The 12,359-nt window shown below is 51.3% G+C and carries 15 protein-coding genes and 1 pseudogene; 9 read left to right on the forward strand and 7 right to left on the reverse strand.

What is annotated here, in order from left to right:
- The 3 genes and pseudogenes from HMPREF2554_RS03970 to HMPREF2554_RS11760 form a co-directional block, all read right to left on the reverse strand.
- Positions 1-334: pseudogene (locus HMPREF2554_RS03970) on the reverse strand (hypothetical protein); the annotation flags it as partial.
- Between the two features lie 510 nt (positions 335-844).
- Positions 845-1,519 carry a Type 1 glutamine amidotransferase-like domain-containing protein gene (locus HMPREF2554_RS11210; protein ID WP_013397502.1) on the reverse strand — a complete coding sequence of 225 codons (675 nt, stop codon included), beginning with the start codon at positions 1,517-1,519 and terminating at the stop codon, positions 845-847.
- Positions 1,520-1,649: 130 nt separating this feature from the next.
- Complete coding sequence (locus tag HMPREF2554_RS11760; RefSeq protein ID WP_013397503.1) at positions 1,650-1,826, reverse strand: Type 1 glutamine amidotransferase-like domain-containing protein; 177 nt, start codon at positions 1,824-1,826, stop codon at positions 1,650-1,652.
- A 115-nt stretch (positions 1,827-1,941) separates the two neighbouring features.
- On the opposite strand from HMPREF2554_RS11760, the gene HMPREF2554_RS03975 reads away from it, so the two are divergent.
- Positions 1,942-2,598, forward strand: coding sequence for a hypothetical protein (locus HMPREF2554_RS03975; protein ID WP_004005147.1), 657 nt, complete (start codon positions 1,942-1,944; stop codon positions 2,596-2,598).
- A gap of 115 nt (positions 2,599-2,713) precedes the next feature.
- Here the strand turns inward: HMPREF2554_RS03975 and HMPREF2554_RS03980 are convergent, their stop codons facing one another.
- Positions 2,714-3,178, reverse strand: a complete 465-nt coding sequence (locus tag HMPREF2554_RS03980; RefSeq protein WP_004005148.1) for an OsmC family protein — start codon at positions 3,176-3,178, stop codon at positions 2,714-2,716.
- Between the two features lie 171 nt (positions 3,179-3,349).
- On the opposite strand from HMPREF2554_RS03980, the gene HMPREF2554_RS03985 reads away from it, so the two are divergent.
- Genes HMPREF2554_RS03985 through HMPREF2554_RS03995 form a run of 3 tightly spaced genes read left to right on the forward strand, consistent with a single transcriptional unit; the run spans position 3,350 to position 5,519 of the window.
- Positions 3,350-4,225 carry an AzlC family ABC transporter permease gene (locus tag HMPREF2554_RS03985; RefSeq protein ID WP_013397504.1) on the forward strand — a complete coding sequence of 292 codons (876 nt, stop codon included), beginning with the start codon at positions 3,350-3,352 and terminating at the stop codon, positions 4,223-4,225.
- Positions 4,218-4,556, forward strand: coding sequence for a branched-chain amino acid transporter permease (locus tag HMPREF2554_RS03990; RefSeq protein ID WP_004005150.1), 339 nt, complete (start codon positions 4,218-4,220; stop codon positions 4,554-4,556). Before HMPREF2554_RS03985 ends, HMPREF2554_RS03990 begins: the two co-directional genes overlap by 8 nt.
- Before the next feature lie 9 nt (positions 4,557-4,565).
- Entirely contained in the window at positions 4,566-5,519 is a 954-nt protein-coding gene (locus HMPREF2554_RS03995; RefSeq protein ID WP_013397505.1) for an AzlC family ABC transporter permease, read from the forward strand.
- Positions 5,520-5,597: 78 nt separating this feature from the next.
- On the opposite strand, the gene tpx is transcribed toward HMPREF2554_RS03995, so the two are convergent.
- The gene (gene tpx, locus HMPREF2554_RS04000; protein WP_041321518.1) at positions 5,598-6,098 is read right to left on the reverse strand and encodes a thiol peroxidase; all 501 of its coding nucleotides are present in this window, start codon (positions 6,096-6,098) and stop codon (positions 5,598-5,600) included.
- A 249-nt stretch (positions 6,099-6,347) separates the two neighbouring features.
- On the opposite strand from tpx, the gene HMPREF2554_RS04005 reads away from it, so the two are divergent.
- The 5 genes from HMPREF2554_RS04005 (at position 6,348) to HMPREF2554_RS04025 (ending at position 9,985) form a co-directional block, all read left to right on the forward strand.
- On the forward strand, positions 6,348-6,989 hold the full coding sequence (locus tag HMPREF2554_RS04005; RefSeq protein WP_013397507.1) for an LppP/LprE family lipoprotein: 642 nt from the start codon (positions 6,348-6,350) through the stop codon (positions 6,987-6,989).
- 461 nt (positions 6,990-7,450) lie between these two features.
- The gene (locus HMPREF2554_RS04010) at positions 7,451-7,867 is read left to right on the forward strand and encodes a DoxX family protein (protein ID WP_013397508.1); all 417 of its coding nucleotides are present in this window, start codon (positions 7,451-7,453) and stop codon (positions 7,865-7,867) included.
- Between the two features lie 79 nt (positions 7,868-7,946).
- Positions 7,947-8,642, forward strand: a complete 696-nt coding sequence (locus tag HMPREF2554_RS04015) for a class I SAM-dependent methyltransferase (RefSeq protein WP_013397509.1) — start codon at positions 7,947-7,949, stop codon at positions 8,640-8,642.
- A gap of 21 nt (positions 8,643-8,663) precedes the next feature.
- The gene (locus HMPREF2554_RS04020) at positions 8,664-9,098 is read left to right on the forward strand and encodes a hypothetical protein (protein ID WP_013397510.1); all 435 of its coding nucleotides are present in this window, start codon (positions 8,664-8,666) and stop codon (positions 9,096-9,098) included.
- A gap of 140 nt (positions 9,099-9,238) precedes the next feature.
- Positions 9,239-9,985 (forward strand): class I SAM-dependent methyltransferase, encoded by a 747-nt coding sequence (locus tag HMPREF2554_RS04025; protein WP_244864765.1) that lies wholly within the window; start codon positions 9,239-9,241, stop codon positions 9,983-9,985.
- 154 nt (positions 9,986-10,139) lie between these two features.
- Here the strand turns inward: HMPREF2554_RS04025 and HMPREF2554_RS04030 are convergent, their stop codons facing one another.
- Both HMPREF2554_RS04030 and HMPREF2554_RS04035 read right to left on the reverse strand, forming a co-directional pair.
- Positions 10,140-10,751, reverse strand: a complete 612-nt coding sequence (locus tag HMPREF2554_RS04030) for a Type 1 glutamine amidotransferase-like domain-containing protein (protein ID WP_013397512.1) — start codon at positions 10,749-10,751, stop codon at positions 10,140-10,142.
- A gap of 151 nt (positions 10,752-10,902) precedes the next feature.
- On the reverse strand, positions 10,903-12,129 hold the full coding sequence (locus tag HMPREF2554_RS04035; RefSeq protein WP_244864767.1) for a histidine kinase: 1,227 nt from the start codon (positions 12,127-12,129) through the stop codon (positions 10,903-10,905).
- Between the last annotated feature and the right edge of the window lie 230 nt (positions 12,130-12,359).

Here is a 12,359-nt window from a genome sequence, read left to right on the forward strand (position 1 = left end):
GCTGACCAGTCTGACCCTGACCACCCTGACCGGGGGTACCGGGCTGATCGCTGTCGTGATCACCAGGCGTATCGGGAGTGTCAGGTGTATCGGGAGTATCAGGGTGATCACTGTCGTGATCACCAGGCTGACCGGTCTGACCCTGACCGCCCTGACCAGGCTGTCCCGGCTGACCGGGCTGGCAGTCACATGCAGGAGAGGTGGGAACCTGATCCGGCACGTTAGCAAACGTAGCAGGCATTGCCACGAAGGATGCACCCAACAAGGATGCGGCGGTGCCGGTCGTAACCAGCGCCTTCTTAATTCCGGGAGATTTCCGCTGATGAGAAGTCATATGTAAACCTCTTTTATGTCGGCTTCGTGTGCACGGAAACTTTCAACTACCGCAGGAGTAAACCCTCAAGGGTAGCCTAGACTAAGTATCCAATTCCCAGGCTACAGGGGCTCCACTAGGCATACAAGCATGTTTATAACATTTAAGTGAACATCACTCAGCTTGCACCCTTTTTTGTCTACAATAAACATTTCAAAAATCCTGCATATCCAGGGACCTCTTAAGGACTTTTACCCCCTCATACATCCCCTGCAATTCCAGGGATTGAAGAGAATAAGATCCTTCATGTAGCACCTACTAGAAGCACACTTAAGATTCCCAGGTAAAATCTGCACTTGAGGTTAAAAATAAAGTTTTAATAACACGTGTCGAATCCGGTCACATAGTGGCACACCCTACACAACCCCCGCTTTTCGCTTGATATATCAAGTATTTTCACTATCAAAATGCATTCTCAAAATTTACATATCAAGAGCTTCGTTGCGCAGTCGAAACCTGCTGGTAAACGTACTACAACTCCACAGCACATATACCTTTTGCCGTCTGATTATATAAACCAGCATTGCTCACACTTCGATAGACTACATCTACTACCTCGTTGCAGTATCGAGCTGCCGCCCCATCGTCTAAAGCTACTCCTGGCGGTAAAGTACCGCTTTGTAGTGTCTGCAAAAAACTTCTGGGACGACCAGGTTCAGTATTGAAATGAGAGCAGAAACTGCCAGGCAGTATACCCAAACCGTCATTGAGCGCTTCTAAACCACCAAACGAATCGGTCAGACATGACTCGAACCAGCAAGCTGCACCTGCACTTATCCCCGATAGAACCGTTCCCTCGACATATGCTTTGCGAAGCACACGGTCAAGTCCATGCAATCTCCACACAGCTAAGAGGTTTGCGGTGTTACCGCCTCCGACATAGATGATGTCTTGACGGCGTATAAATTCTTCAAGGTTCGGCTCTGTACGGCGAAAAAGCTCAAGATGAGCAGGAATACACGAATATCTTTTAAAGGCAGTATAGAAACGCTCGATATACGCACGTGAATCTCCACTAGCCGTAGGAATAAAACACACCCTTGGTTTTCTCCGCATGCTGGACTCTAACAGAAACACATCTTGATCAGTATTCTCACCGTCAGAGAACCCACCACTCAGAAGCACAATAGTGCGTTGAGTCTCCATAGGTAACCAACCCTCCACAAATAAGCCATGCAATCATAGCCCATCCTAAACACCGAGCATATCCAGAGTATATAGGTCTATATATGGATTCAACGCGGTAACACCCTACTCAGCATTCGCACTATGAAACTCAACCTTCGTTGGATACTCCACCGTACGAGAGACCGTGCAACCTCCACGCAGCTAAGAGGTTTGCGGTGTTACCGCCTCCGACATAGATGATGTCTTGACGGCGTATAAATTCTTCAAGGTTCGGCTCTGTGCGGCGAAAAAAACTTAAGATACGCAAGAGTACAGATAACGCCACAAAATTTTCAGGGAACTACTGATATTATCGGCGTAGTTCGCCTGAGTTTAGCCAATTCGATCAGTTGCTACATCACATAATAAGGAATAGGGAGAAAACATTGAGCAGAACTACCATGATCATTATTATCACTGTTGCCATTGCCATCTTCTACCTCACCTACGATGCGGTGCGCAGATCACGAGAGAAGAAGCTCCCCTACGTATTTAAGAGGAAGTATCACCAGCTTGAAGGATGGCTGAATGTGACAGCGCTAGGTTTAACAATAGATGCCTTAATCATTCCGTGGGATATGGCATGGACCGGAACGTGGAATACCATTCTTTTCGGCGGTACAGCACTACTTAGCGCGAATTTCCTCTACGCATACGAAATGGAGTACTTTAGTATTCACTCAGACGGTACTATTAAATACCATACTCGAACAGGAAAAATTATTACAACACATTTTAATTGTATTAATAAATATAGTTATTCTCCTTGGGGTAAAAATTTCCGTGGAGGTGAAGATATTTCGTTTCCTGATATTTTCCACCTCAGAACCAGAGACGATAAAACAGCAGCCAAGTTTTCAATAAAAGCTACCAAAGAATACTCCATAGCCGCGCATGTTATCTTCCGACAGGAGAAGGGTCGGTGGGCACACATCCACAGTTCAGAAGACCAGGCTCAGATTGAAGAAATACTTCACGACAAAAAAGCCATTATCCAATATCTGACCGAAAACCCTCAAGGCACCGACCTTGCTGATGATTCTGCGCACTATATGTAATATGTTTCCGCATCAAAGCCCCCCTGCGATAAATGCCGAGCAGATAACTTTTAATAATCTGCTCGGCAAAAATATATGCTTAAAGTCAAGGCCAATACGATAATCCAGCAAAGCCCTACTCAGCATTTACATTATGAAACTCAACCTTCGTCGGATGCTCCACCGTACGAGAGACCGTGCAGTCCTTCTCAGCGCTCAAACGAATTAACCGATCCACCATCTTAGCGGCCTGCGTGCCCGCCTCGGTTTCAGGGAACTGCACATCAAAATCGACCTCAACATCATCAAGACGTACCGCACCGTCCTCATGCTTCTTCAGAGCAGAAGCAAGTACCTCGAATACCTGTGGGATTTCACGGCGGGTGGTGACCGCATCCACATCGACCGAGGAGCATCCGGCGATCGCCGCTAATAAGAGCTCCACCGGAGTTAGAAGCCCATCACCCACCCCGAAGTCCAGGGTTGCCCCATTCGCACCATGTGCCCGGTACCGCAAGCGATCAACCCGTTCTACACGAACTTCGCGGTAGTCCTCAGACTCGCGGCGTACTATTGTTTTCTCAGCAGGCGCTTTATTCATCAGCAATACTCCTTAACACGGTGAAACTGTCGCTTGTACATTGAGCATAACGCAGGCACCACATCTTTATTCCTCCCCTGATATTCCGTACAGCAAAACGAAGTACATAAAACTTCCCTAAAATTGGATAGGATAATTGAAGACTCATTTTCACTCTTGCTGAGAGGCACCATGAAAGATACCGCGAAGGAAACAAGCGACGCAGAACATTACGCCGCGATCGGTCATAACCCCACCGAGAGCGGCTTCAAACAGGCTTTACGGGCATCCAGCGTGGTGCTTGCAAGTTTCGTGGTGTTGGGGTTAGGTTTGGGCGTTATTATTAGTGCTCACCATTTACCGTGGTGGCTTGCGCCCGCAATATCCCTCATCGTTTACGCCGGTTCCGTCGAGTTCCTGGTGGTAGAAATGATCGCAACCGGAGCCAGTGTAGGCGCTATTGGTTTCACAACTCTGCTCGTGAACTCCCGCCATCTGGTGTACGGTATTTCCTTCCCGCTGCAGAACGTCAAGGGTTTCTGGGCGAAGCTCTACGCCATATACACGCTCTGCGACGAATCCTACGCGCTCAACACCGGCCCCAACCGGAATACGCTCTCTCACGCACGTATTCTATGGGTGAGTACATTCCTGCACATCAGCTGGGTGGCAGGAACAACCGCCGGGTTCTTTATTGGCGCATCGTTTCTGAGCCACCTTGAGGGTATGGATTTCGCCATGACGGCGCTGTTTACGATCCTCGCGATTGATGCTTACCGCGCTCAACGGGATAATGTCACGGCTCTTCTCACGCTGATCTCTGGCGCGGTGGGTATTATCCTGGCACCCGGTTCCATGCTTCTGGTGTCGATGGGAACCTACACTGCCCTGCTGATAGTACGGTTCTTTATCGCAAAATCACGGGGAACACTGCCGGAACACCAGATACCCGCCCCAGAGAATAACGCATCGCTGACGGTTGCCGAAGACAGCACGACAGATCAGGTGAAAACTCCAAGCCCCACATTCACTCACTACACCGACCCGCAGGAGAACCCCCATGATTAACGGCCACATCGATAGCGGCTATATTATCAGCGCCGTTCTGGTGGCGGCGGCTGTAACCTTTGTTCTGCGGGTGCTCCCCTTTGGTCTCAAAAAAGCCCTTGCAGGTTCTGAGGTGCTGGATGCGCTCAGCCATTGGATTCCACTCGGGGCCGTAGCGCTTCTGGCGATCTATGCGGTAAGCCGTATTGACTTTTCATCCACACACACCGCGGTTCCCTACCTTGCCGGGTTTGTGGTGACGGCGCTCGTGCACCTGTGGAAGAAGAATATGGTATACAGCATGATCGCCGGTACCGCCACCTGCGTTATTCTCATCAACTGGGTTTTCTAGGGGCATACCATGTTTGAAAGATCTTCACACCCCAACCGCCACCTTGGGGAGGCGCCGCAACAAACCAGCGACGAACAGGTTCTCGATATTATCGCCTCCGCAGGTCTGGCGACCAGCAGCATTCCGGTGGTGCAGGAACGCGAGCAGGCTTTACGCGCAGGCGATGATGCCCTTAGTCTTGAGCTCCGCCGCACTGGCGAGAGCGGATTTCGTGAGGCAATGCGCGTTGCATCCCTTGTGATGCTGGGCCTGTTTTTCGTGGGAATTGGACTCGGTGTTGTGATACACAGCTTGGGTTTTCCTTGGTGGCTTGCACCCCTGCTTCCAGGAGTTTTATTCGCCGGGTCTGTAGAGTTCGTATTGCTGACGATGATGGCAGCGGGTGCCTCGCTGGTATCCGTTGCGGTGATGACGTTGCTCATCAATTCACGCCACCTCATGTATGGGCTGTCCTACCCTATCGAGCGTGTGCACGGCTCTCTCGCCAAGTTTTACACCGTCTATACGCTCATCGACGAGGCTTTTGCCCTCAACAGCGGACCGGAACGGCATACTCTAAGAGGGTCACGCATTCTGTGGATTCATGCTGGAATGCATGTGAGCGTTATCCTCAGTTCCACACTCGGGTTCTTCTTGGGGTCGAGTTTTCTGGCGCATCTTGAGGGGTTCGATTTCGTAATGACTGCGCTCTTTACGGTACTTGCCCTTGATGCCTATCGCGCTAACCCCGATAGGCTCACGGTGCTTTTCTCGGTGATCGCGGCGGCAGTAGCGTTGATTATTGCCCCGGGGTCTATGCTCTTGGTGGCGATGGCAGTGTATATGGCGCTTCTGGTGGGGCGTTATGCAGCGGCGAAGAAACGCGGTTCTCTGCCTCAACATATGCTGGTCGCCGACGAGCTTACGCACCATCGCACGGAACACGATCGCGCAGAAGAGACTCCGCACGAACCAGCACAATAGTTTCAAACGGCAGAACAAAGCAGGCACCACGGCACGGAAAAACCGGGCATGGTGCCTGCTTGATAGGCTCAGCTGCGTTTACTTAAGAGCTGCGAGCGCAGCCTCGTAATTAGGTTCGTTGGTGATTTCGGGAACGAGCTCGGTGTACACTACCTCACCGGCGGGGTTCACGACTACGACGGCGCGAGCAAGGAGCCCTTCGAGAGGTCCGTCGGTCATTGTCACGCCGAAGTCCTGCCCGAAGGATGAGCGGAATGCGGAGGTGGTAACAACGTTCTCGATGCCCTCAGCGGCACAGAAACGACCAAGCGCGAACGGAAGATCGTGTGAAACGTTCACGACAACGGTGTTATCAAGACCGGCGGCTTCTTTGTTGAAGTTGCGAACCGAGGCGGCGCATACGCCGGTATCGACCGAGGGGAAGATATTCAGCACGAGGTTCTTACCCGAGAACTGGGCGCCGGTGACCTCAGCGAGGTCGGCGTCGAGTACGGAGAATGCGGGGACCTTAGAACCGATGGCGGGAAGGTTGCCGCTGGTGTGAACTGCAAGGTTATTTTGAAAAGTAATTTCAGCCATTTCCTCATTGTCGCGCGTTCTCTGCCTCTGCGCAAGGGGAACTGTCGCGTAAGAGCCGGGCCGCGCGGTCTCGTCGTACATTCATGCTGTTGCGAAGGGAGTTCATGAGGAATATGAAATACTTACGCAACGGGGCGGGCTATTAGCGTGTATACTTTCGACCCGCAAACCCGGCAGGTCTCCCGCACTGGCGAGTTGCCGCCAGTAAACTAGGAGTAACAACACGCACCGATACGAAAAGAGTTTTTCATGTCTAGATTTCCTGTAAAACCGCTAGTTTTCTGCGCTGGCGCGGCGCTTCTGCTTTCTTCCTGCGGTAACCCGTTTGGCGCATCCACCGATTCGGGCAGCAGTTCGCAGGCTGCACGCAGTTCCAGCTCATCTAGTTCTTCATCCGCTTCAACCAGCGCATCTCACTCTCCCACAGCAAGTGCCACCAGTTCTTCAGCCTCTCCAAGTCCGAGCGTGTCTGTAGTAACGGTAACCGCCAACCCGCAGCCGGAGGCAAGTACCGTTACGGTAACCGCATCATCAAATTCTAATTCGGGGTCTTCGTCCTCAAGCGGGCGTTTGGCGTTGGATTCTAATGCGAGTAAACTTCGCGGTCATCATTCGTGGTCGCTGAGTTCGGCGGATACTTCGACTTTCGATTCGAGTGCGGAGCTCTCGTGGATTACGGTCGGGTCTTCCGATGGTGCGTCACATATTATGCTGTTCCATCACGGAGACTACTTGGGAACCGGCACGCTCAACCCAGTTCAGGGGTCCCCTTCGGTCTCACGGAATTCTGCTAACCAGATTTCGGCCTCTGTGGGGTCTTCCCAAGCGACGTTCACCTGGGACTCCGCTCAGGAAAAGATTGTTATGAACGGGGATTTGCCGACCGGGTAGTTCCTGATAAACGTGTGTAAGCAAGCGGTGAGCCCCGCATCCAACCTTCTGGATGCGGGGCTCACGCAAATCTGCTGTGTATTCAGTTCGTGTGGGCTTTATGTACCCCATCAAAACTGCTGACTCTAGCTTAGGCTGCGAACTTCTTCTTGTACACGAAAAATGCTGCTGCGCCGACGAGAGCAAGTACAATGAGCTTCTTCATAAGAGAGGATTCCTTTCATGGGATCAGTGATTGGGTGCCCTCACGGGCCTTTCCGTGATGTCTTAGCACCGGTTCACTCATTCTACCCTGTTCTGGTATGGATTCGCTATCGTTACACGACGTGTAAGGCTCATGCTGTGCGGTAGAAATGTGAATTTACTCAGTTTTAGAGGTGCGGAACCACGCATGTGCGATGCCCTAGAGAATCCATAAAAATCATCCGGCGGTAGTAGTGCGGATGTGCAAAACTAGAATTATGAGCTTGAAGAAAAACGTATCTGAGGATTCCCGCTCCGGCGGTAAGAAACATATAGCGCCCGTGGTAACAGCCGGTTTTCTAGGGACCACGGGTGTGCTGCATTTCGCGAAACCCGAACATTACGACGCAATCGTGCCTCGTGCCCTGCCGGGCTCCGCGCGGTTCTACACCTATGCTTCGGGGGCTGCTGAGCTTGGTATCGCAGGGCTGCTGACCGTCCCAACAACCCGCCGGGCGGGTGCCCTCGCGGCTATTGCACTGTATACGGCGGTGTTCCCGGCGAATGTGCAAATGGCGTGGGATTGGCGGCATGAGTCAGCGTTTAAGCGTGTTGTGGCTTTCGGCCGTCTACCGTTGCAGCTGCCAATGATTCGCCGTGCCTGGCGCATCTATAAAACCTCCTCTCGGCGCTAAAGCTCTCCTGGCGGTGGCACAAACTGCGGCCGTGCTATGATAAAAAATCTTCACGCCTGGATTATTATAAAGGAGCACTATGTCTAGTACCCGCCAGAACCCGGCCGAGCAGGCGAAGGCCCTTGCTTCCCAGCTTAAGTGCCCCATGGGTGACACCGGTCAAGAGCTAGCACACTCTTTAAACCTGGGGAATCTTCCCATGATTGTGAGCGCCCTGAATGCATTAGGCATTGAGGAAGATGACCGCATCCTGGAGGCGGGCCCGGGCAATGGTGGGCTCCTCAATTATGTTCTCTCCCTCGCAGAGAACCTGCACTATGATGGGGTGGAAATTTCGCCGCTCATGTATGAGCAGGCCCGCGCCGCCAATAACGTGTTTATCGCAGAAGGGCTGGCTGAGTACGCGCTGTATGACGGCGTGAATCTGCCGTATGAAGACGGCATTTTCACGAAGGTGTTGAGCGTGAATACGGTGTATTTCTGGGAGGAACCGGCTTGGCTGCTCGCAGAAATGTGCCGGGTGCTTACCGCCGGCGGGCGGGTGTGTTTAAGCTTCTGTGAAAAAGATTTTATGAAGACCCTGCCATTCACCAAGTACGGCTTCGCCCTGTACGATGCCGCCGATATAGTTGCGCTCACACAAGAACTGCCGCTACATACGGTAGCTGTACAGCATCTGCACGATATGGCGGTGGCGGGCGGCTCTGCCCGGCTGGTACGACGCGACTACGTAAACCTCGTGTTTAAAAAAGAGACAATCAGCTCTACTACATAGCTTGGGAGTTAGAAGGATCGCATGGTAGTACCTTTCGTCATGGCTGGAGTGCTTATGGCACTGGCGTTCGGCGCACATATTTTTGTTGGAACCCGCGAGACGCTGTCTTTGCGTCCGGTTGCGCATCCCGCCAATACAGAAAACATGGTACGTGTCCCTGCTAATCACACAGAGCTTTCCCGGCACTGGACGCAGGCCATGTGCGCGTTTCAGCTGGTGAGTATCGATCTGCTGTTGATCACCATTGTTACGTTCCTATTAGCATTCACCGACTTATTGCCAGCCAAACGAGAAATCGGTTTATTCATCGCAGCGTACTTAGGCGCGTGGGGATTCGTATGGCTGGTGCAGCTGGCAGCTGTGAAAGTCGAACGCCGCACCTACTACATGTTGGGACAATGGATGCTGTTCTTCCTCTGTGCCGCCCTCATGGTGTGGGGCTCTCTTGCTCTGTAGCAATGGCGCGCGTCCTGAGGTAAAAAATCAATATTTTGGATGAAGACCGTCAAGGACGATATATCTACAATTGTGCTTACGAGGTCATGTTTTTAACAGCAGACATCGTCCTTGATTATCACCAATCCGAAAGCTATATCATGTCAACCACGCTACTCGATAAGCTCAAGCCCGAATTCCGCACTAACCCTCCCGCCGAAGAGAATGGCATTCTGCTATGTCTGGATGAAGCGCAGATTCAGGGCGATAACGCCAAATACATGAAATTCTACAACCGCTTAGCCTCCGTCTACGACCTAGGCGAACGGTGGTTTGGGCGTCTCGCTTACGGCAATGAAGTCGCACAGATGCGCCAGCAGTTCATGAAGGAACTAGAGTGGTTTCCCGGCTGCTCGGCGCTGTACGTCTCAATCGGCACCGGTACCGACCTACGCTACCTGCCCGACGATATTGAGGTGAGCGCAATCGACTGGACGGGTGCCGATATTTCGCTCGGGATGCTCAAGAAATGCCAGAAAATCTGGGGTGGGCGCGCGAACCTGAACCTAGTGAACTGTGCCGCCGAGGACCTGCCCTTCATCGATCAGAGTTTTGACGTGGTGCTGCACGTGGGCGGCATTAACTTCTTTAGCGATAAAAAACGCGCGATCAAAGAAATGATTCGGGTGGCCAAACCCGGCACGAAAATTATGATCGCAGACGAAACTTCCGACTACATCGATTCGCAGTACAAGAAGAACGTCCTCACCCGTAAAGCCTACAAGAACGCCACTTTCGATCTCTCAGAGATTGAGGCACTGATACCCGAAGACATGGAGGATGCAAGCACCAGCTTGCTCTGGAATGATCAGTTCTATTGCATCACGTTCAGGGTTCCGCAAGACTAAGAAAGACCAGAATTACAATCATAAACGGGTGAAGCGGGAGCAGTTTCTTGATTCGGGAGCATTTTAACCGCTCCCGAATGAAGAAACTGCTCCCGGAGTCTGCTATTTCAAGGTGAACACACTATGCGGTGGGTTTCTGCCCGATGGAGAAAACCTAGACGATAAAGCGAACGCCGCCCTCAACCCGAATCGCACGCCTATTGTTGATAGGCACAAGGTCCAGCTTATCCGAATATTCGCTTTTCATACGGCGTACCGCCTGTACAAAAGGTTCTTCTTCCTCGTGCACCGCCGGGTAGAAATCGACAATTCCCAACGCCTTAAAATTAAACATTCCCAGAGCAGCGTCAGAGTCGTCCATAACTCGTGCATACTCAATATCAGGCGAAGCGACCATAGCTCCAGCCGACTCCCCCACGTACATCATGCCGTGGCGCACCTTTTCGACAATGAAATTGATGAGGTCTTTGGATTTGAGCTGCTGCAGCAAATAGAACGTATTGCCGCCCGAAATATAGAGAACTTCAGCTTGTTCGATGCGCAACTTCGCGGTTTCTGAATCAACTTCTGCAATGTCGAGAATATCGGGGGTTAGCCCTAAATTTTTGAAAACATTCAGGGCATCCTGAACGTAGAAAGTTGTGTTTTCAACCGTGCTGGCGGTAGGAATAAACACCACCTGCTGTTGTGATGGGTTGCCGCGCAAGAAATTTTTGAAGGCGGGTTCTACACCGGCGAAGTAAGAACAGAGGAAGGCGCGCATCATCTATCTCCTGGCGAAGGCATCTATAGTGTGGTTTTATCAAATCGTACCGGTCGATTTACCCATGCAACACCCCTAGAAGGAAATTTTAGGTTTATGTAGCACCTTATCTTCTTCTAGGGGTGTCAGCACAGAGATTTTCTCTTAATAAAGCCTAGTTCGTGGTCGGAACCAGGGTCTTGAGGGTAATGTCGCTTGCGACTCCGCCATCCGCGTATTCAAGGTATGCGCGTACCACGTATTTCTTTCCTGCTTGCAGCTTATTACCGGGAATAGTCAGGTCGCCCTCGAAGTCGCCGTTCGGTTTCGGGGTAACAGTCGTATTCACGATCTCATCGCTGCTGGGATCATCAAGCTCAACATTGTATTCGGTGAAAATCAACCGAACCTTGGAGCCGTTCTGAGCCGCTGCTGCAGGGTTAAACCCGCCGCCAGCAACCTTCAGGTGATTCTCGGCGGCACTGCGGCTAAGGGGTGCACCGTTAATGATGCCTACAACCTCATCATCCGTATCGCCATAAAGATCCTTAGTCACAGCCCTTACCCAGTCGTCGCTGCTGGATTCAATAAGCACCCGATAGTGCTTGCCTTCCTGAATCTTGGATCCAGGAATCTGAATCTGAGTAGTAAAGTTACCGTTCTTCATCTCTGCCGAGACGTCTTTGGTGGCAAGAGTTTCGTTAACCTGTCCGTTCTCATCCAGACCCTCAACTTTTATCTTGACCTGCTTCACGTCATCAAAATGGGTTCCGGTCAGGGTCAAGACATTGGTGTTCAGGTGGCTGCTGAGCATATTTGTCTTCGAGGAGTTGGTGGTCAGGGTTACGGAAGACTGCAGGTCCTTGCTGTCAACCTGCTGTACAGGCAGATCTTGTTTAGCCTCTATTGTGCGGTTACCGTGCCCGGGGTAGCTCATAATGTAGAGAACATAGTGTTTCTGGGGATCGAAATCGCCTTTAACCTTGGCAGTGCCACGGAAATGACCGTCTTCCGTCACAACAAGGCCTCCGCCGTCTTGAACTAAGTTCTCGCCAGTGAAGTCGCCGTCTGCATCAACCTCGTAGACTTCTGCACCTAAACCGTCAAAAGACTTGTTGAGGTCAATCCCCTCACCAGTAATCGTAAGGTTGTTCTGCCCTGTCAGAGGGTTCAGCGGACCGCCCTCAACGGAAGTTACTTTAGCCCCTGTATTAATATTTGTGTTGTTCCCATTGGTGTTATTAGTGCCAGTATTTTGGCCACCCGGAAGCGTAGAGATAGCCTGCTGAGTCTGCGCACCAGCGTTCCCTTCAGCGGCAAAGGAAGGAACGGACGGCACCACGGATGCACCTAGGAGGGCAAGCGCACCCACTCCGGTCAGGATAAAACGGGTATTGGACATTTTGTACTCCATTCATCGGTTAGTGGAATACTGTTAAATGTAATACATGATTGAGTTTAGGTCTAGCATTTTTAGCATTATTTCTTGATATTTATTTTTATGACAACATGAATGTTTCGATGGAAAATATATACATAAACTAATGTGTCAACACGACTCAAAGGGTCTTCAACAGCATGCCTATTGCTAAAACATACTCCCGAAGACCCTTGAGCCGAAAATATATTTTA

Origin of the sequence: Rothia sp. HMSC071F11, assembly GCF_001809115.1 — a bacterium.
In the GTDB taxonomy this organism is placed as follows: Bacteria; Actinomycetota; Actinomycetes; order Actinomycetales; family Micrococcaceae; genus Rothia; species Rothia dentocariosa.

Excerpts from the sequence above, each read along its gene's own strand:
- HMPREF2554_RS11210 (WP_013397502.1), bottom strand. The coding sequence starts at position 1,519 with ATGGAGACTCAACGCACTATTGTGCTTCTGAGTGGTGGGTTCTCTGAC.
- HMPREF2554_RS03995 (WP_013397505.1), top strand. The coding sequence starts at position 4,566 with ATGTTTGAAAGATCTTCACACCCCAACCGCCACCTTGGGGAGGCGCCG.
- HMPREF2554_RS03975 (WP_004005147.1), top strand. The coding sequence starts at position 1,942 with ATGATCATTATTATCACTGTTGCCATTGCCATCTTCTACCTCACCTAC.
- HMPREF2554_RS04010 (WP_013397508.1), top strand. The coding sequence starts at position 7,451 with ATGAGCTTGAAGAAAAACGTATCTGAGGATTCCCGCTCCGGCGGTAAG.
- HMPREF2554_RS04020 (WP_013397510.1), top strand. The coding sequence starts at position 8,664 with ATGGTAGTACCTTTCGTCATGGCTGGAGTGCTTATGGCACTGGCGTTC.
- HMPREF2554_RS04005 (WP_013397507.1), top strand. The coding sequence starts at position 6,348 with ATGTCTAGATTTCCTGTAAAACCGCTAGTTTTCTGCGCTGGCGCGGCG.
- HMPREF2554_RS04025 (WP_244864765.1), top strand. The coding sequence starts at position 9,239 with ATGTCAACCACGCTACTCGATAAGCTCAAGCCCGAATTCCGCACTAAC.
- HMPREF2554_RS04030 (WP_013397512.1), bottom strand. The coding sequence starts at position 10,751 with ATGATGCGCGCCTTCCTCTGTTCTTACTTCGCCGGTGTAGAACCCGCC.
- HMPREF2554_RS04035 (WP_244864767.1), bottom strand. The coding sequence starts at position 12,129 with ATGTCCAATACCCGTTTTATCCTGACCGGAGTGGGTGCGCTTGCCCTC.
- tpx (WP_041321518.1), bottom strand. The coding sequence starts at position 6,098 with ATGGCTGAAATTACTTTTCAAAATAACCTTGCAGTTCACACCAGCGGC.
- HMPREF2554_RS04015 (WP_013397509.1), top strand. The coding sequence starts at position 7,947 with ATGTCTAGTACCCGCCAGAACCCGGCCGAGCAGGCGAAGGCCCTTGCT.
- HMPREF2554_RS03980 (WP_004005148.1), bottom strand. The coding sequence starts at position 3,178 with ATGAATAAAGCGCCTGCTGAGAAAACAATAGTACGCCGCGAGTCTGAG.
- HMPREF2554_RS03990 (WP_004005150.1), top strand. The coding sequence starts at position 4,218 with ATGATTAACGGCCACATCGATAGCGGCTATATTATCAGCGCCGTTCTG.
- HMPREF2554_RS03985 (WP_013397504.1), top strand. The coding sequence starts at position 3,350 with ATGAAAGATACCGCGAAGGAAACAAGCGACGCAGAACATTACGCCGCG.